Raw genomic sequence first — 17,603 nt, 5'->3', positions numbered from 1 at the left:
CGTGGACCATGAGCGAACAGTCCAGCGCACAGCCCCTCGGAATCCGCCACGTCGCCCGCGCGCTGGTGTTCGATCCGGCCGACCGGCTTCTGCTGATCGAGTACGAATCGGTCCACGCGATCGAGCCGGACGGCAAGCCGCTGCGATTCTGGTTCATGCCCGGCGGCGGGCTGGAGCCCGGCGAGGACCACGTCACGGCCTGCCGGCGCGAGCTGTCGGAGGAGATCGGCCGCGCCGACTGCCCGATCGGCCCGCAGGTCGCGGCCTGCGACGGCCCGTTCCACCTGTTCCGGCAGTCCCGCGACGCGCGCGAGCGCTACTTCCTGGTGCGGCTCCCCGACGACCGCGTCGACACCAGCCGCCTGATGGAAACCGAGGACAACCCGCTTCACGGCACCCGCTGGTGGAGTGTCTCCGAACTGCTCTCAACCGAGGCGCGTATCGAGCCGGCCGGCCTCGGGGAACTCGCCGCGCGCTTGGTCGCCGGGCACGTTCTGGAGGCCCCGATCATCCTGAATTGGCGACAAACTTGAGCGTGGAACAGGGTGCTCAGGCTGTTCGTTCCGTGACGGAATCTTCCCTTTGTCAGGAGACATCATGTTCCCAACCGCGCTGACCGACGGCTACCGTTCCTTTCTGTCCGGCCGCTTCCCGACGGAGCGCAAGCGCTTCCAGGAACTCGCCTCGGCCCAGGAGCCAGAAACCCTGGTGATCAGCTGCTGTGACAGCCGGGTCGCGCCGGAGGCGATCTTCGACGTCGGGCCGGGCGAGCTGTTCGTGATCCGCAACGTCGCCGCGATCGTGCCGATCTACGAGACCGGCGGCGACTATCACGGCACCTCGGCGGCGATCGAGTTCGCGGTGCAAGGCCTCAAGGTGAAGAACATCGTCGTCCTCGGCCATGCCAGCTGCGGCGGCATCAAGGCCTATGCCGACAAGGCCAAGCCGCTCTCGAAGGGCAACTTCATCGGCAAGTGGGTCTCGCTGGTCGAGCCGGCCGAGGCCAAGGCGGGCGATTCGAGCGCGCCCGAATACCTCACCCGCCTGGAGCACGGGATGGTGAGCCAGAGCCTGGAGAACCTGATGACCTTCCCGTTCATCAAGGAGCGGGTCGAGGACGGCAGCCTGCAGCTCCACGGCGCGCATTTCGGCGTGGCCACCGGCGACCTGCTGGTGCGCGATCCGGAGACCGGCGACTTCAAGCCGGCGGCGGACCGGAACGGCGAGCCGCTGCGCCCGTCCGCGCTGATCAGCTGCAACTGAGGATAATCGAGCGGGCGCGTCCACCGGAGCGCCCGCGCAAGGGGTTTCGGACACGAAAAAGGGCGGCGGGCTCGATGGCCCGCCGCCCTTTTTCGTCAGCCCCGCCCGGCGTCGCCGCCGGGCGGAAGCGCTGTGATCACATCGCGTCGCGGGCGCCCGGCAGGCGCTGGGCCATGCCGTAATGGTGCTGCAGCACCGGCAGCGCCTGCTGCGCGTAGGTGCGGAGCGCCGGGTTCGGGCCGGACGAGGCGTAGGCCTCGGTCATGCCGATCGTCATCCGGTGCGCCTGGACCTGCTGGCTCACGTAGAGCCGGTCGAAGCGCGCGCCCGACGGGGTCGCGGAAAGCTCCGCCAGCATCGCCTGCTGCTCGGGGCTCGGCTGGACCACCGTGGTGCCGGCGGTCTGGTCGACGTCCACGCCGCCGAGGCGGCTGCCCGCCGCCGCGCCGCGCTGGGCGCCCGAGCCGAGACCCTCGAGCCCGCCCACCGGGCCGCCGCTCAACGTGCCGCCGACAACGCCCGCGGCCGCGCCGGTCGCGGCGCCGACGGCACCACCGGCCACCGCCAGCGGCGCGCCGATCAGGCCGTCGACCGGACCGCCCACGACACCGCCCTGCGCGGCGACGTAGCTGCGGTCACCGCCGACGAGGGCGACGTTAGCCGAGCGGTGGTCGCGGATCGCTTCCTGGGCATAGGTGCGGATCTGCGGGTTGCGAGACTTCGACAGCGCGATCTGGCTCGACTGGATCTCGAAGGCGTTCGCCTGCAGCGCCTGCAGGCGGAAATCGCTCAGGCCCTGGGCCATGGCGGGGGTCGAGACGGCGAAGGCGAGGGCGGACAGGACTGCGTAATTCTTCAGCATTGAAAACCTCTGGTCACGAATGGTGAGCGTGCAAGCCGTCATCGTTGCATCGCCCGGACCGGAATCAACCGATGCGGACGGCGGCAGCACTTCACTGGACCAACGATGACGATCGCCCATGGTTCCTCTGGTCTTGGCTGACCTTGCCGGGGCCGCGGCGCGCGAAGCCGCGCTTGATCGCCCTCGCGCCAGCGGCCATGCCTGCGCCGTCCCGTCCGCCGCGAGGCCGCCGCCCGTGAAGCTCATCGCGATCCAGATCCTGCGCGCGGCGGCGGCCCTGCTCGTGGTGATGCACCATGCGCAATCCGAGGCGGCCGCGCTGGCGCAGCGGACCGGCCAGGCCTTCGCGCCGAGCGCGCTGCTGCCCTGGGCCGGCGGCGTCGACGTGTTCTTCGTGATCTCTGGCTTCATCATCGTCCACGCGGCGACGGCCCACGCCGCCGGGCCGCACGGCCGGCGGCGCTTCCTCGCCCACCGGATCGCGCGGGTGGTGCCGCTCTACTGGCTGGTCACCGCCCTCTACCTCGCGGTCGGGCTGGCGGCGCCGGCCGCCCTCAGCGGCGCCGGCGGCCCGCTCGACGCCGGATCGGTCGTCGCCGCGTTCCTGTTCTGGCCGGCCGCGCGGGCGGACGGCGCGGTACAGCCGGTCTACGGCCTCGGCTGGACGCTGAACTGCGAGATGGCTTTCTACGCACTCTTCGCGGTCGGGCTCGGCTGGGGCCGACGGTCGCGTGTGGCGTGGCTCGTGGCGGCGCTCGCAGGAATCGTTCTGGCGGGGGCATGGCTGCGGCCCGCTTCGGTGCCGCTCGCCTTCTGGTCGAACCCGGTGATGCTGGAATTCGCCCTCGGTGCCCTGATCGCGCTGACCCGTGACGAGGGGCTGAGGCTGAGGGAGCCGGCGCGGGCGGCGCTCGCGCTCCTCGGGCTCGGCCTGCTCTGGCGCGCCGCGCAAGGAAGCGCAGACCTCGACGGATTCTGGCGCCCGCTCGCCCTCGGCATCCCGGCGGCCTGCCTGGTCGCCGCAGCCGCGCTCGGCCATGCGCGGGCGGAAGGCGGGCGGCGATCGTCGATCGTGTCGGCGCTCGCCGCATTGGGCGACGCCTCCTACGCGCTGTACCTCGTCCACCCCTTCGCCCTGCGCGCCTTGCGCGAGGTCTTGGTGCGCGCGAACCTCGCGGCCCTGCTCGACCCCTGGGCCGCGCTCGCCCTGATGCTGGCGGCCAGCGTCGCGGCGGCGCTCCTCGTCCACGCCTTCGTCGAGCGCCCGATGACGCGGCTGGCCCGCGCGCGCCTCGATCCGGCGCCCGATCCGAGTCCGAAAACCGTGTGAGCGCCGGGGGACGGCGAGTTTCCCGCCGCCGCGATCCGCATTAGCGTCGCCCCAACGATGGCGAACCCCAAGCGAGGCGACGCGATGAAGACCCTTCTGGTGCCGATCGCGCTCCACGACGCCCTGCCCTCGGTGCTGGAGACGACGCGCCTCGTGGCGCAGCGCTTCGGCAGCCTGATCGAGGGCGTGTCCCTGCGGCCGGCACTCGCCGAGTACGTGCCCGTCGACATGGTCGGCGGCATGACCTGGCTGCGCGACGAGGAGGCCGACCGGGCCGAGGCCGAGGAGGCCGGCGGGCGCTTCGTCGCCTTCATGGATGCGGCCGGCATCCCGCGCCACGCCCGCGACGGCCTGTGCGTTCCCGAGAACGTCGCCGGCGCCGGCGCCCGCTACCGCTGGCGCCAGGACGTGCCCGCGGGCGACGCCTTCCTCGGGCAATACGCGCGCCTGTTCTCGGCCACCGTCGTCGGCCGCCCGGGCGCCGCCGACGGCACGCCGCGCATGACCACCTTGGAGACGGCCCTGTTCGAGGGCGGGCGCCCGATCCTGGTGGCGCCGCCCACCCCGCCGACGCGGTTCGGCGACGCCATCGTCGTCGCCTGGAACGGCTCGACCGAGACCGCGCGGGCGGTCGCCTTCGCGATGCCGCTGCTGCGGGCGGCCTCCCGCGTGCTGGTGCTCAGCGTCGAGGGCGGCACGGTGCCGGGTCCGAGCGCGGAGGACCTTGCCCGCTCGCTCGCCTGCGAGGGCGTGTCGGCCGAGCACAGGGCGCTCCCCGCCGGGCGCCGGACGCCGGGCGAGACCTTCCTCGCCGAGGCCAAGGCCTTCGGCTCCGACCTGCTGATCAAGGGCGCCTACACCCAGAGCCGCTTGCGGCAGATGATCTTCGGCGGGCCGACGAGCCACCTCCTCGCCCACGCCGACCTGCCGATGCTGATGGCGCACTGAGCGGCGCCGCGGCGTCATGGCCGGAACCTCGGCCGTACGCCCGGCGTTCGCGCCTCGCCGGGCCGTGCCGGTCGATCGAGGGCTGACCACAGTGATCCGAGCTTGTCTGATCGCGCTCGCGCTGAGCGCGACCTCCGTCGCGGCGCAGGCCCAGGCCCCGCAGGCCCCGACCTCCGCCCCGCAACCGAAGGAATCGGTCGCCCGCTACCACGGCACCGTCGAGGCCCGCGACGCGGAGTCTGTGCGGATCCGGCGCCCGGACGGCGAGACGGTCACCGTGCTGATGAACGTGAAGACGCGCCTGTTCATCGCCACCGCCGGGCGGCTGCGCGACATCAAGCCGGAGAGCTACGTCAGCATCGTGTCGGTGCCCGGCCCCGACGGGAAGCCGAAGCCGATCAAGGTCGCGATCTACTCGCCGTCGGAGCGCGGCTTCGAAGCCGGCACCAAGCCCTGGGACGCCGCCCCCGACGCGCGGCTCACCGCGGGCTGGATCGGCGGGCTCTCGCTCGATGCGCCGCGCGAGGTCGAGCTGGTCTACGAGGGCGGCAGCAAGACCTTCACCATCCCGCCCGGCACGCCGACCGCGCAGATCGCGCCGGGCGAGAAGGCCCTGCTGGTCCCCGGGGCCGACGTGGTCGTGCTCGCCCGCAAGGATGCCGAGGGCGTCGTCAACGCCGACCTCGTCGCCGTCGGCCGGTCGGGGACCGAGCCGACCTTGTGACATCCCGCACGACGCGACGCCGGCCGCCCTCCCCGACCGGCGACCTCTGATCGCAGGCCAGCGATGAAGGCATGGCGCCGGGCGGGTCGCCCGCGCTACATCGCCCGCATGACCGACTTCACCCTCGATCCCCGGCTCGCCGCCGACACCGTGCCGGTCGGCGACCTCGGCCTCTGCTCCGTCCTGCTGATGGACGACGCACGCTTCCCGTGGCTGATCCTGGTGCCGCGCCGGCCCGGGCTGAGCGAACTCACCGACCTCGCCGCCGACGACGCGGCCGCACTGTGGCGCGAGGTGCACCTCGCCACGAGCGTGATGCAGGCGCTGGCCAAGCCCGACAAGGTCAACGTCGCGACGCTGGGCAACGTGGTGGCGCAGCTCCACGTCCACGTGGTCGGGCGCTTCCTGTCCGATCCGGCCTGGCCCGGCCCGGTCTGGGGCTTCGAGACGCGCAAGCCCTATCCGCATCACGCCCGCGCGCAGCTCGCCGAGCGCGCCGGCGCCCAGTTCGCAGCAGCCTGAGGTGGCGATGCCCGATCCGTTCGCGACGCTCGGCTTCACGCAGAGCCGGCTCGTCCGCCATTCCTCGGAGCAGCCGGAGGGCGCGGTGCCGGCCTCCGACACACCGGACACCGGCCTCGTGCTGATGGCCGGCGACGCGCTCGTGCTGCGCGGCGGCAGCGCGATCCTCTCCGCCGAGGACGGCGCGCGGGCGAACCCGCTGATCACCCAGGAGCGGATCTTCCTCGGGCACGTCGAGGGGCGACCGATCTTCGCGGCGGTCGCGGCTCCCGAGGCGGCCGAGGCCTATGCCGACGACACCTTCCGGACGCTGGACCTGCGCACCATCGCCACCGAGGGCGCGGTGCCGCAGCAGGAGCTCGGCCTGCTCGCCACCGCCAAGTCGATGCTCGGCTGGCACGGGCGCAATCGCTTCTGCGCCAATTGCGGCACGCAGACCCTGTTCCGCGCCGGCGGCTTCCGGCGGGAATGCCCGACCTGCGCCGCCCACCACTTTCCGCGTACCGACCCGGTGGTGATCATGCTGATCCGTCGCGGCGAACGCTGCCTGCTCGGGCGCGGCCCGCACTTCAAGGAGGGGATGTACTCGTGCCTCGCCGGCTTCCTCGAGCCGGGCGAGACGATCGAGGCCGCGGTCGCGCGCGAATCCTACGAGGAGACGCGGGTGCGGGTGTCCTCGGTCGCCTACCACACCTCGCAGCCCTGGCCGTTCCCGTCCTCGCTGATGATCGGCTGCACGGCGGAGGCCCTCGACGAGACCATCGTCACCGACCCCACCGAACTCGCCGACGCCCGCTGGTTCGACCGCGCCGAGGTGCTGGCGATGCTGGAGCGCCGCCACCCGGACGACCTGTTCGCCCCGCCGCCGATGGCGATCGCCCACGTGTTGATGCGCGCCTTCGTCGACGGGCGGGCGTGAGGGTCGAAACCCGTCGTTCGCCACCGACTGCAAACGCTCGGAATCCGTGAACGCCGAGCAGCTTGCCGGTTTCCCCCCGTCAATCAGCTCGCGATCTTCTGGCGGGGACCGAAACCCTGGAGGAGATCCTCGAACTGCGCCGCCGGCAGCGCCTTTGCGTACAGGAATCCCTGACCCTGCTTGCAGCCCATTTCGAGCAGCCGCGCCTCCTGGTCCGCGGTCTCGATCCCTTCCGCGATGATGTCCAACCCGATGTCGTTCCCGATCTGGATGATGGAGCGCACGATCGCCGCATCGTGCTGATCGGTCATCAGGTCCCGGACGAATCCCCGATCGATCTTGAGGCGCGTCAGCGGGAAACGCTTGAGCGAACTCAACGAGGCGTAGCCGGTCCCGAAATCGTCGAACGAGATGCCGACTCCGCGACGATGCAGGTCGCGAAACGGGCGAAGGACAGGTTCGTCGACCTTCAGGAAGATCGTTTCGGTGATTTCCAGCTCCAGCATCTCCGGGCTCAACCGGTGCCGCTGGAGCGCGTCGGCGACGTCCAAGGTCAGCGTCCCCGACCGGACCTGGGCGGTGAACAGGTTGACGCCCATTTTCCGGATCGGGAGCCCGGCGTCGCGCCAGGCCGCCGCCTGCCGACAGGCTTCGTCGAGGATCCAGCGTCCGACCTCGAGGGCCAGGGGGGGCTCCTCGAGCTGCGGCAGGAAGGCGCCCGGATACAGCGATCCGCGTTCGGGATGCCGCCACCGCAGGAGGGCCTCGGCCCCGTTGATGCACCGGTTCTCGAGCGCCACCTGCGGTTGGTAGTGGAGCACGAACTCGCCGGCCGCGACCGCCCTGCGCAACTCCGACTGCATCGCCAGCCGCGAAAGCAGCGCGCTCCGCATCTCGGGCTGAAACAAGCGGAAGACACGCTTGCCGTCCTGCTTCGCGCGAAACAGCGCCAAGTCCGCGTTGCCGACGAGTTCGCCCGCCGACAGGCCCTGCGTCGGGCTGATGGCCCCTCCGACGCTGACGCCCAGATGGAAGGTATGACCTAAGACGCAGAACGGTGCCGCGAAGGCTTCGAGAAGCGCGGCGGCACCGGCTGCGACCTTCAGTGGATCGGTGGCGCCCGGCAGCATCACGGCGAACTCGTCGCCGCCGAACCTGGCGAGGATCGCATCCGCACCGAGCCAGGCCGGCAGACGGATGGCGAGGGTTTGGAGGACGGCGTCGCCGGTGCCGTGCCCGCAACTGTCGTTCACCTCCTTGAACCCGTCGAGGTCGAGCATGAGGACGCACGTGGCCTGACCGGCGACGAGCCGCGCGTCGAGCGTCTCTTCGAAGGAGGCGCGGTTGGGCAACCCGGTGAGGGTGTCGTGATGCGCAAGCCTGACCAGATGCGCGTCGCGGGCGCGCCATTCCGAGATGTCGCGCATGATCGCCCCGAAGCCGAGGCCGAAGCGGTCTCTCCAAATCGACAACGTGAATTCGGCCGGAAACTCGCTGCCGTCGCAACGTCTCGCCGTGACCTCGATCGTTCGGCCGGCCATCCGGGAGGGCTCGTTACGGACCATGCGGGCCAAACCTGCCGCGTGGCTGGCGCGAAACCGTTCGGGAACGACGACATCGATGTTTTGGCCGAGCATCGCGCCGGGTCCGTATCCGAAGAGCGCCTCGGCCGCATCGTTCACGAAGGTGATACGACCGCTGCTGTCGTTGGTGATGAAAGCATAGGTGGCGGCCTGTACCAGTCCCAAAGCGCCCGCCACTCTGGTGTCTGAAGAGGCCGGGCCTTGAAGACCGAATGCTTGTTCGTTCGCGTCGATGCCAGTCATCACTTCAGCTCAATGGAATCCACGCATTGCGAAGAAGCAACATGTCACGGTAATCAAATCGAATTAAACATTTGTTACAGTCATTTCGACTGATCGGGTTCACTAAATATGACTTTTATCCTATAAAGATTGTCGGTTCCGGCGCGGAAACCGGGCCGAAAACACGTGAACTGACATCCCGTGAACGCTCGCTTCCAACCGAACGAAGCGATTTCTGCGGCTGCGTCGGGTCGAGGACGAACGACATCGCGGGTTGATCCGCCGCCACGAGAGCCTGTTCCGCGATCTTCGGATCATGGAAGACGATCGAACCCGCCGTGCAGCCGTATGACCTTCGCGCGAGCCTGCGTCCGTCTCGCGCGAAAGTGCCTCAGATCTCGATCGCCCGGCGCCCGCCCATCCCGGCGGGATCGAGGGCGACGCTCTTGATCACCGCGTGGACCGGGCGGCCGACCGCGAGGTCGAGGTCTCGGACGGCGGCGCCGGTGAGGCGGGCGGCGAGCACCGCGCCGCCGCAGGCGACCTCCACCATCACCGCGTGCCCGTCCGGGATCAGCGCCGCGACCCGGCCGGACAGCACGTTGCGGGCGCTGAGGCCGATCGGCACCGCGGTGGCGACCAGCACGTCGCGGGCCGGCACCCGCACCCGCAACGCACTGCCGACGGCGCGCGGCAGCAGCGGTACGAGGAGCCGCCCGGCCGCGCCTTCGAGGCGGGTCAGGCCGGCCTCCGGGTCGTGCCCGGCAACGGTCATGTCGAGGAGCGCGCCGGCCTCGGCCTCGTGGACCGGAACGAGGTCGGCCCGGCGCAGGATCGCCTCGGCCGGGCCGCAGGCGGCGACGCGGCCGGCCTCCAGCACCACCACGGTGTTGGCGAGCCGGGCCACCTCGCCGACCGCGTGGCTGACGTAGACGATCGGGATGCCGGCCTCGTCGCGCAGCCGCTCGATGTAGGGGAGGATCTCGCCTTTGCGCGCCTCGTCCAGCGCCGCCAGCGGCTCGTCCATCAGCAGCAGGCGGGGCTTGGCCAGCAACGCACGGCCGATGGCGACGCGCTGGCGCTCGCCGCCGGAGAGGCCCGCCGGCCGCCGGTCGAGCAGGTGGCCGACGCCGAGCATGTCGACCACCGCGTCGTGCTCGGCCCGGTCCGCCCTTTGGCCGGAGAAGAGCCGACCGTAGCCGAGGTTGCCCCGCACGCTGAGGTGCGGGAACAGGCGCGCGTCCTGGAACACCAGCCCGATCCGGCGCCGATGCACCGGCAGGGCGATGCGCCGCTCCGTGTCGACCAACGTCTCGCCGGCGACGACGATGCGGCCGCGATCGGGGCGGCTCAGCCCGGCGATCAGGTCGATCAGCGTGGTCTTGCCCGAGCCCGAGCGGCCGAACAGGGCGGTGAGCCCGGCCCCGGCCTCGAAGGCGGCGTCCAGCGTGAACGCGCCCCGGCGCAGGGCGACGGCGACGGCGATCGTCATGCCGGCCGGCTCCTTCGCGGCGTCCCCGCGTTGTGCGACGACACCCTCACGGAAGGCCGCGCATGATCACCGTCCACCACCTGGAGAACAGCCGCTCGCAACGGGTGCTCTGGCTGCTCGAGGAGCTCGGCCTGGACTACGACGTGAAGCGCTACGCCCGCGACCGCGAGACCATGCTGGCGCCGCAGGAACTCAGGGCGATCCACCCGCTCGGCAAGTCGCCGGTGATCACCGACGGCGACGTGACGGTGGCGGAATCCGGCGCCATCGTCGAATACCTCACCGCCCGCTGCGGCGGCGCCCTGGTGCCTGCCCCCGGCACCGAAGAGCATCGCCGCTACACCTACTGGCTCCACTACGCCGAAGGCTCGGCGATGCCGCCGCTCCTGCTGAAGCTGGTCTTTTCGCGCCTCGCGCCGGGCAGCCCGGCGCTGGTGCGCCCCCTGGTGCGGGGGATCGCCAAGGCGGTCACGGCCAAGTTCGTCGACCCGGAGCTGCGCCGCCACGCCGCCTACTGGGAGGGTGAGCTGGCCGACCGACCGTGGTTTGGCGGCGACGCCTTCACCGCCGCCGACATCCAGATGAGCTTCCCGCTCGAAGCCTTCGCCGCGCGCGGCACCGGCGCCGGCGCGCGCCTGACCGACTGGCTCGCCCGCATCCACGCCCGCCCGGCCTACCGGCGCGCGCTGGAGCGCGGCGGGCCGTATGCCTATGCATGAGGCGCGGTGGGATCGCAGCCTCCCCGTCATCCCGCCCCCAGCCGCCGCCCGATGCGGCGGGCCAGAAGTTCGGACAGCAGCAGGGCGGCCATCGACAGGGCGACCGAGATCAGCGTGAGGCGCAGCGCCGCGGCCTCGCCGCCGGGCACCTGCGTCAGCGTGTAGATCGCCGCGGGCAGGGTCTGTGTCTCGCCGGGGATGTTCGAGACGAAGGTGATGGTGGCGCCGAACTCGCCCATCGCCTTGGCGAAGGCCAGCACCGCGCCGGCGAGGATGCCGGGCAGGCTGAGCGGCAGGGTCACCGTGAGGAACACCGCCAGCGGCCGGGCGCCGAGCGTCGCGGCCGCCTGTTCGAGGCGGGCGTCCACGGCCTCGATCGACAGGCGCATCGCCCGCACCATCAGGGGAAAGCCCATGACCGCGCAGGCGAGCGCCGCCCCGGTCCAGCGGAACGCGAACACGATCCCCACCTCGGCGAGCCACCCGCCGACGAGCCCGCGCCGGCCGAGCGCCAGGAGCAGCAGGTAGCCGGTGACGACGGGGGGCAGGATCAGCGGCAGGTGGACCAGCCCGTCGAGCAGGGCGCGCCCGGGAAACCGCCGCCGGGCGAGAAGCCACGCCACGGCGATCCCCGGCAGCAGGCTCGCGAACGTCGCGACGGCGGCCACCTTCAGGCTCAGCGCCACGGCGGTCCACTCGTCGGGCGTCAGGTCGAGCAAGGATGGGTCGTCCGGTCCGGGAGGCGCCGCGGACCGTCGCGGCCGCTCGATAAGCAGCCTTGGACGGGGGATGCGCGGCGCGCAAGCGGCTCAGGCGCCGGTCTCGTCCTTCGTGCCGGGCTTCGCCTCCTCGGCGCGGTGCAGGCGGCTCAGCAGCACGAGGAGCCGGCCCGGCAGCGGCGTCTCGAGGGCCTCGGCCCCGAGCAGGGCGTCGCGCGGCCGGGCCGGCTGGCGCCGGCGCCGGGCGAGGCCGTTGAGGACGACCGGCCGGGCAACGGAAGGTCTCGACTTGGTCACGCGGACGCACCCTCGATGAACGAACGACTCGGACGACAATGCGGAGTGCCGACGTGGTGGCCTGACCGAAACCGTTGCACGCCGAAGCCGGTTCCGGGGGTCGATATGATGAACGCGTGAACAATCTGCCGCATTCCCAGGCGGTTTTGCCGCGGTTCGATCCGCTTGTGGCGGCTCCGATCCGAGGGTGGTAGAGGCGGCCATGCTCGAAGGCCTGCACCCGAACCGCCCGACCCACGTCCTGCAGCTGATGACCGACGAGCGGTCGGCGCGCACGATGACCGACCTGCTGGGCGAGATGTTCGACCCGACGGAGACGGCGGTGGCCGCCTTCGAGTCCGAGGACGGGGTGACGTGGCGGCTCGAGGCCTACTTCGCCGACGCGCCGGACGAAGATTACATCCGCGACCTGATCCGCCCCGTGGTCGGCGCGAAGGCGGACGCCGCCGAGTTCCGCACCGTCGACCAGAAGGACTGGGTCCGCGCCTCGCTCGAAGGCCTCGTGCCCGTGCGCGCCGGACGCTTCCGAATCCACGGCTCGCACGACCGCGACACCGTGCGGCCGAACGAGCTCGCCATCGAGATCGAGGCGGCGCTGGCCTTCGGCACCGGCCACCACGGCACGACGCTCGGCTGCCTCAAGGCCCTGGTGGACGTGCTCAAGCGTGGCCGCCCCGGCCGGGTGCTCGACGTCGGCACCGGCACCGGCATCCTCGCTTTCGCCGCCGCCAAGGCCCTGCGCCGCCCGGTGATCGCCGGCGATCTCGACGGCGAGGCGGTGCGCACCGCCCGCGCCAACGCCCGCGCCAACGGGCTCGGACCCTACCTCAAGCTCTACGAGGGCCCGGGGGTGCGCAACGCCATGGCCGCGCGGACGCGCCACTTCGACGTCGTCTTCGCCAACATCCTCGCCCGCCCCCTGCGCGGCCTGGCGCCGACGCTCTCGGCGGTGGTGGCCGAGGGCGGCGTGCTGGTGCTCTCGGGGCTGATCGAGCGCGACGTGGCCGGCGTGCTCTCGGCCTACCGCCACCAGGGCTTCCACCTCGCCTCGCGGGGGACGATCGAGGGTTGGGTCGCCCTGGTGCTGCGCCGCGGCGGGGCGGCGCAGCGGCCGCTGGCCGGGTCCGCCCGGCGCTGAGCCCGATCCGAGGCGGACGGCCCGCGTTCGGTTGCCCGCGGGGTGCCGCCGGCGATACCGTGGGCGCATGAACCGCACCCGATTCCAGACCTTCGACGACCCGAGCCACCGCAAGGGGCCTGAGCGCGTCGCCGCCCTTCGCGCCGCCTTGCGCGAGGCCGGAATCGACGGCTTCGTCGTGCCCCGCGCCGACGAGCACCAATCCGAATACGTCCCGGCCAACGCCGAGCGGCTCGCCTGGCTCACCGGCTTCACCGGCTCGGCCGGCACCGCCGTGATCCTGGCCGAGGCCGCAGCACTCATGGTCGATGGGCGCTACACCATCCAGGCGCCGGAACAGGTCGATCCGGGCGTCGTCACGGTCGTGCCCCTCGCCGAGAGCACCGCCGAGGCCTGGATCGGCCGGACCCTGCGGCGCGGCGCAGTGCTCGGCTACGACCCGTGGCTGCACACCCCCGACGGGGTCGCCCGCCTCGAGCATGCCGCCGCCAAGGCCGGCGCCTCGGTGAAGGCGCTATCGGAGAACCCGGTGGACGCGGTCTGGGCCGGCCGCCCGAAGCCGCCATCGGGCCGCGTGATCGCGCATCCGCTCGACTTCGCCGGCGAAACCGCGAGCGACAAGATCGCGCGCATCCGCGTGGAGCTGGAGGCCGGCCAGTGCGACGCGCTGGTGATCTCCGATCCCCACAACCTCGCCTGGGCGTTCAACCTGCGCGGCGGCGACGTCGGGCACACGCCGCTGGCGCTGGGCTACGCCATCCTGCCGCGCGAGGGCCGGCCGCGGCTATTCCTGGTGTCGCACGACGTGACGGAGGAGGCGCGGGCGGCGCTCGCCCCGGTCGCCGACATCGCCTCGCGGGACGACTTCGAGCCGGCGCTCGGCGAGCTCGCCGGCAAGCGCGTGCGCCTCGACGCCGCCACCGGCGCCGCCGCCCTGAAGGAGCGCGTCGCGACGGTGGGCGGCACCCCCGATGTCGGCCCGGACCCGATCACCGCGATGAAGGCGGTGAAGAACGCCGCCGAGATCGCCGGCGCCCGCGCCGCACACCGGCGCGACGGGGCGAGCGTGGTGCGTTTCCTCGCCTGGCTCGACGGGCAGAGCCACGTCACCGAGGTCGCCGCGGTGGAGGCGCTGGAGGACTTTCGCGCGGACGGCGGCGACCTGCGCGACGTCTCGTTCCCGACGATCTCCGGCTCCGGGCCGAACGGCGCGATCGTGCATTACCGCGTCACCCGCGCCACCGACCGGCGGGCGGAGCCGGGCGAGCTGTTCCTGATCGATTCCGGCGCGCAATACCCCGACGGCACCACCGACATCACCCGCACGGTCGCGGTGGGCGCGCCGAGCGCGGAGATGCGTGATCGCTACACCCGCGTGCTGCGGGGCCACGTCGCCATCAGCCGCGCGGTCTTCCCCAAGGGCACCACAGGCGCGCAGATCGACACCCTTGCGCGCCTGCCGTTGTGGGAGGCCGGCCTCGATTTCGACCACGGCACCGGCCACGGCGTCGGCGCCTTCCTCTCGGTGCACGAGGGCCCGCAGCGCATCGCCAAGACCGGAACCGTCGCCCTGGAGGCGGGGATGATCCTCTCCAACGAGCCGGGCTACTACCGCGCCGGGGGCTACGGCATCCGCATCGAGAACCTCGTCCTCGTCGAGCCCCGCGAGGTGCCCGGCGGCGAACGCCCGGTGCTCGGCTTCGAGACCCTGACGCTGGTCCCCTACGACCGCCGCCTGATCGTGCCGGAGATGCTGAGCCCCGCCGAGCGCGCCTGGATCGACGCCTACCACGCCCACGTCCGCGACGTGCTCGACCCGGACCTCGACCCGGAGACGCGAGCCTGGCTGGAGCGGGCGACGGCGGCACTCTGAACCCAGGATCGATCCTCCGCGCGGCACCCGGACGCGCCGTCGCGATTTTACCCTCCGCCGGTTCGCGCCTATGACCAGAGCAGCGTGAAACCGTCGTGGACGGTCGCGCGAAGGGACCGCATGCTCCGTCTTCTCGCCCTCCTCCTATCGCTGCTCGCCGGGCCCGTCGCGGCCCAAGGCTTCAAGCCGCCGGCCGACCTCGTGCGGGCGAGCCTCGTGGCGGAGCCTGCGGCAATGGCCGGCGCCACGCCGTTCACCGTGGCCATCCGCATGGCGATGAAGCCGGGCTGGCACGTCTACTGGCGCAACCCCGGCGATTCGGGCCTGCCGCCGGAGGTGACCTGGACGCTGCCGGCCGGCTTCTCGGCCTCGGCGATCCAGTGGCCGGCACCGCACCGCATCCCGATCGCGACGCTGATGAACTTCGGCTACGAGGGCGAGGCGATCCTGCTCGTGCGGGTGACGCCGCCGCCAAGCCTCGACCCGGCAGCCCCCGTGACGCTTGCGGGCAAGCTCACCTATCTCGTGTGCGAGAAGGAATGCATCCCCGGCTCGGCCGACCTCACCCTGACCCTGCCGGTCGCCCGCGAGGCCGCGGCCGATCCGGCCAACGCCGCGCTGTTCGTGCGTGCCCGCGCCGCCCTGCCCAAGGCCTCGCCGTGGCCGGTGCGGCTGTCGAGCCAGGGCGACCGCCTCGCCCTGGACCTCGACGCGCCGGGCCTCGCCGCGGACAGGCTCCGCGCGGTGGCGTTCTTTCCCTATTCCGAGACGGCGATCGAGAACGCCGCGCCGCAGCCCTTCACCGTGGACGCGGCCGGCCTCCACCTGACGCTGACCCGCGCGACGCCCACCGACGCCGCGCCCGAGAGCCTGCCCGGCGTGCTGGCGATCGAGGAGGAGACCGGCGACGGTCTCGTCCGCCAGGCCTTCGCGCTGGGCGACGAGGCGCCGCTCGCGGCCGGCAGCGCGATGCCGAGCGTGGCGCCGGCGATCCCGCGCACCGAGCCGGCCGAGACCCTGACGCTCTGGACCGCGGCCGGCCTCGCGCTGCTGGGCGGCCTGATCCTCAACCTGATGCCCTGCGTCTTCCCGGTGCTGTCGATCAAGGTGCTCAGCTTGGTGAAGCATTCCGGCGAGGCGCCGGGGCGGGTCCGCCTGCACGGGCTCGCCTACACGGCGGGCGTGCTGGCGGCGTTCCTGGCGCTGGCCTCGCTGCTGATCGCGCTGAAGGCCGGGGGAGCCGGGATCGGCTGGGGCTTCCAGCTGCAATCGCCCACCGTGGTGGCCGCCCTGGCCTACCTGCTCTTCGCCATGGGCCTGAGCCTGTCGGGCATGCTCCACCTCGGCGGGCGGCTCGCCGGGCTCGGCGACGGGCTGACCCGGCGGGCCGGACTCGAAGGCTCGTTCTTCACCGGCGTGCTCGCGACCGTGGTGGCGACGCCCTGCACCGCCCCCTTCATGGGCTCGGCGGTGGGCTTCGCGCTGACGCAGTCGACGGCCGCCGGCCTCGTGGTGTTCGCGAGCCTCGGCTTCGGCCTCGCCCTGCCCTTCCTGGCGTTGACCCTGTGGCCGGCGGCGCTCCGCGCCCTGCCCCGCCCGGGTGCCTGGATGGACGTGCTGAAGCAGGCGCTGGCCTTCCCGATCTACGCCACGGTCGCGTGGCTGGTCTGGGTGCTGGCCCAGCAGGTCGGGCCGCAGGGCCTGCTCGCCGCGCTGATCGGACTGGTGCTGCTCGGCTTCTCCGCCTGGGCGTGGGAACTCGGCCGCGACGCGCGCCCGGTGCGGGCGCAGCTCGCCCGCGGCCTCGCGGTGCTCGCCGTCGTCGGCGTGGCGGCGCTCGCCCTCACCCTCGACCGCGACCGGATCGCGCCGGGCGCCCAGACCAGGGCCGAGGGCGTCGAGCCGTTCACGCAGGCGCGCCTCGACGCGCTGCTGGCCGGCGGCCGGCCGGTCTTCGTCGACATGACCGCGGCGTGGTGCATCACCTGTCAGGTCAACGAGCGCACCTCGCTCGGGACGGCGGCGGTCGGCGCAGCGATGCGCGCCCGCGACGTCACCTACCTCAAGGGCGACTGGACCAACCAGAATCCGGAGATCACCCGCCTGCTCGAGCGCCACGGCCGCAGCGGCGTGCCGCTCTACCTGCTCTACGCAGGGCCAGGCGAGCCGACGGTGCTGCCGCAGATCCTCACCGAGGGCACGGTGCTGAGCGCGCTGGACGCCGTGACGGCGACGGGCCGCAGCGCGGGGCTCGCGGGCGCGGGAACGAAGGTGCCCTAATCCTCGCCCGAAAACGTCTCGTCGAAGGCGTAGCCCGAGCCGCGGACGGTGCGGATCGGGTCGGTCTCGCCGGTGCGGTTCAGGGCCTTGCGCAGGCGGCCGACATGCACGTCGACGGTGCGTTCGTCGATGTAGACGTCGTGGCCCCAGACGCCGTCGAGGAGCTGCTCGCGGGAATAGACCCGGCCGGGGCTCTGCATCAGGAATTCGAGCAGCTTGAACTCGGTCGGCCCGAGGTGGATCTCGCTGCCCGCCCGGCGCAGGCGGTGGCTGTCGCGGTCGAGCTCGATGTCGCCGGCCTCCAGGAGGTTCGCGACATGGGTCGGCTTGGCCCGGCGCAGCAGCGCGCGGACCCGGGCCAGGAGCTCCGGCACGGAGAACGGTTTGACGATGTAGTCGTCGGCCCCAGTCCCGAGGCCGCGGATGCGGTCGCCCTCCTCGCCGCGCGCCGTCAGCATGATGACCGGCAGGGACGCCGTCTCGCGCCGCGCCCGCACCCGGCGGCACAGCTCGATCCCCGAGAGGCCGGGCAGCATCCAGTCGAGCAGGATCAGGTCCGGCACCTGCTCCTGCAGGCGCAGCTCGGCCTCGTCGCCGCGGGCGGCGGAATCGACCTCGAAGCCCTCGGCTTCGAGGTTGTAGCGCAGGAGGGTGGTGAGCGCCTCCTCGTCCTCGACGATCAGGATCCGCGTACGCATGCAGGGCACTCCCG

At 72.2% G+C, this 17,603-nt stretch carries 17 protein-coding genes; 11 read left to right on the top strand and 6 right to left on the bottom strand.

What is annotated here, in order from left to right; genetic code table 11:
* Nucleotides 1-8 precede the first annotated feature (8 nt).
* Both FV234_RS01410 and FV234_RS01405 read left to right on the top strand, forming a co-directional pair.
* A complete protein-coding gene (locus tag FV234_RS01410; protein ID WP_147827888.1) occupies nucleotides 9-533 on the top strand; it encodes an NUDIX domain-containing protein in 525 nt (174 codons plus the stop codon).
* 64 nt (nucleotides 534-597) lie between these two features.
* Nucleotides 598-1,263 (top strand): carbonic anhydrase, encoded by a 666-nt coding sequence (locus FV234_RS01405; protein ID WP_147754358.1) that lies wholly within the window; start codon nucleotides 598-600, stop codon nucleotides 1,261-1,263.
* A 136-nt stretch (nucleotides 1,264-1,399) separates the two neighbouring features.
* Here the strand turns inward: FV234_RS01405 and FV234_RS01400 are convergent, their stop codons facing one another.
* The gene (locus FV234_RS01400; protein ID WP_147827887.1) at nucleotides 1,400-2,125 is read right to left on the bottom strand and encodes a DUF4142 domain-containing protein; all 726 of its coding nucleotides are present in this window, start codon (nucleotides 2,123-2,125) and stop codon (nucleotides 1,400-1,402) included.
* Between the two features lie 235 nt (nucleotides 2,126-2,360).
* Here FV234_RS01400 and FV234_RS01395 point away from each other — a divergent pair, with 235 nt between their 5' ends.
* From FV234_RS01395 to nudC, 5 genes are all read left to right on the top strand, one after another.
* Complete coding sequence (locus tag FV234_RS01395; RefSeq protein ID WP_238270198.1) at nucleotides 2,361-3,455, top strand: acyltransferase; 1,095 nt, start codon at nucleotides 2,361-2,363, stop codon at nucleotides 3,453-3,455.
* 84 nt (nucleotides 3,456-3,539) lie between these two features.
* Nucleotides 3,540-4,403 (top strand): universal stress protein, encoded by an 864-nt coding sequence (locus tag FV234_RS01390; RefSeq protein ID WP_147827886.1) that lies wholly within the window; start codon nucleotides 3,540-3,542, stop codon nucleotides 4,401-4,403.
* 91 nt (nucleotides 4,404-4,494) lie between these two features.
* Entirely contained in the window at nucleotides 4,495-5,127 is a 633-nt protein-coding gene (locus tag FV234_RS01385) for a hypothetical protein (protein WP_238270194.1), read from the top strand.
* Nucleotides 5,128-5,235: 108 nt separating this feature from the next.
* The gene (locus FV234_RS01380; protein ID WP_147827911.1) at nucleotides 5,236-5,649 is read left to right on the top strand and encodes an HIT domain-containing protein; all 414 of its coding nucleotides are present in this window, start codon (nucleotides 5,236-5,238) and stop codon (nucleotides 5,647-5,649) included.
* A gap of 7 nt (nucleotides 5,650-5,656) precedes the next feature.
* The gene (gene nudC / locus FV234_RS01375) at nucleotides 5,657-6,568 is read left to right on the top strand and encodes an NAD(+) diphosphatase (protein WP_147827885.1); all 912 of its coding nucleotides are present in this window, start codon (nucleotides 5,657-5,659) and stop codon (nucleotides 6,566-6,568) included.
* 83 nt (nucleotides 6,569-6,651) lie between these two features.
* Here nudC and FV234_RS01370 read toward each other — a convergent pair whose 3' ends face one another.
* Together FV234_RS01370 and modC are read right to left on the bottom strand one after the other, a co-directional pair.
* Nucleotides 6,652-8,394 (bottom strand): GGDEF and EAL domain-containing protein, encoded by a 1,743-nt coding sequence (locus FV234_RS01370; protein WP_147827884.1) that lies wholly within the window; start codon nucleotides 8,392-8,394, stop codon nucleotides 6,652-6,654.
* A gap of 370 nt (nucleotides 8,395-8,764) precedes the next feature.
* The gene (gene modC / locus FV234_RS01365; RefSeq protein WP_147827883.1) at nucleotides 8,765-9,865 is read right to left on the bottom strand and encodes a molybdenum ABC transporter ATP-binding protein; all 1,101 of its coding nucleotides are present in this window, start codon (nucleotides 9,863-9,865) and stop codon (nucleotides 8,765-8,767) included.
* 62 nt (nucleotides 9,866-9,927) lie between these two features.
* Here modC and FV234_RS01360 point away from each other — a divergent pair, with 62 nt between their 5' ends.
* Nucleotides 9,928-10,584 carry a glutathione S-transferase gene (locus FV234_RS01360; protein WP_147827882.1) on the top strand — a complete coding sequence of 219 codons (657 nt, stop codon included), beginning with the start codon at nucleotides 9,928-9,930 and terminating at the stop codon, nucleotides 10,582-10,584.
* A gap of 26 nt (nucleotides 10,585-10,610) precedes the next feature.
* Here FV234_RS01360 and modB read toward each other — a convergent pair whose 3' ends face one another.
* Together modB and FV234_RS01350 are read right to left on the bottom strand one after the other, a co-directional pair.
* Nucleotides 10,611-11,303: a molybdate ABC transporter permease subunit gene (modB, locus tag FV234_RS01355; protein ID WP_147827881.1), complete on the bottom strand. Its 693-nt coding sequence runs from the start codon at nucleotides 11,301-11,303 to the stop codon at nucleotides 10,611-10,613.
* Between the two features lie 90 nt (nucleotides 11,304-11,393).
* Complete coding sequence (locus tag FV234_RS01350; RefSeq protein ID WP_147752447.1) at nucleotides 11,394-11,600, bottom strand: hypothetical protein; 207 nt, start codon at nucleotides 11,598-11,600, stop codon at nucleotides 11,394-11,396.
* A 202-nt stretch (nucleotides 11,601-11,802) separates the two neighbouring features.
* Between FV234_RS01350 and FV234_RS01345 the strand changes: the two genes are divergently transcribed.
* From FV234_RS01345 to FV234_RS01335, 3 genes are all read left to right on the top strand, one after another.
* A complete protein-coding gene (locus FV234_RS01345; protein ID WP_147752448.1) occupies nucleotides 11,803-12,738 on the top strand; it encodes a 50S ribosomal protein L11 methyltransferase in 936 nt (311 codons plus the stop codon).
* Between the two features lie 67 nt (nucleotides 12,739-12,805).
* Nucleotides 12,806-14,611: an aminopeptidase P family protein gene (locus tag FV234_RS01340; protein WP_147827880.1), complete on the top strand. Its 1,806-nt coding sequence runs from the start codon at nucleotides 12,806-12,808 to the stop codon at nucleotides 14,609-14,611.
* Between the two features lie 120 nt (nucleotides 14,612-14,731).
* On the top strand, nucleotides 14,732-16,891 hold the full coding sequence (locus FV234_RS01335) for a protein-disulfide reductase DsbD domain-containing protein (RefSeq protein WP_147827879.1): 2,160 nt from the start codon (nucleotides 14,732-14,734) through the stop codon (nucleotides 16,889-16,891).
* On the opposite strand, the gene phoB is transcribed toward FV234_RS01335, so the two are convergent.
* On the bottom strand, nucleotides 16,888-17,589 hold the full coding sequence (phoB, locus tag FV234_RS01330) for a phosphate regulon transcriptional regulator PhoB (RefSeq protein ID WP_147752451.1): 702 nt from the start codon (nucleotides 17,587-17,589) through the stop codon (nucleotides 16,888-16,890). The two genes, FV234_RS01335 and phoB, sit on opposite strands and share 4 nt — an antisense overlap.
* Nucleotides 17,590-17,603 lie beyond the last annotated feature (14 nt).

It is taken from the genome of Methylobacterium sp. WL8, assembly GCF_008040045.1.
Taxonomy (GTDB): Bacteria; Pseudomonadota; Alphaproteobacteria; order Rhizobiales; family Beijerinckiaceae; genus Methylobacterium; species Methylobacterium cerastii.
Note: the sequence above shows the minus strand (reverse complement) of the source record. Positions and strands in the feature narration are given on the sequence as shown.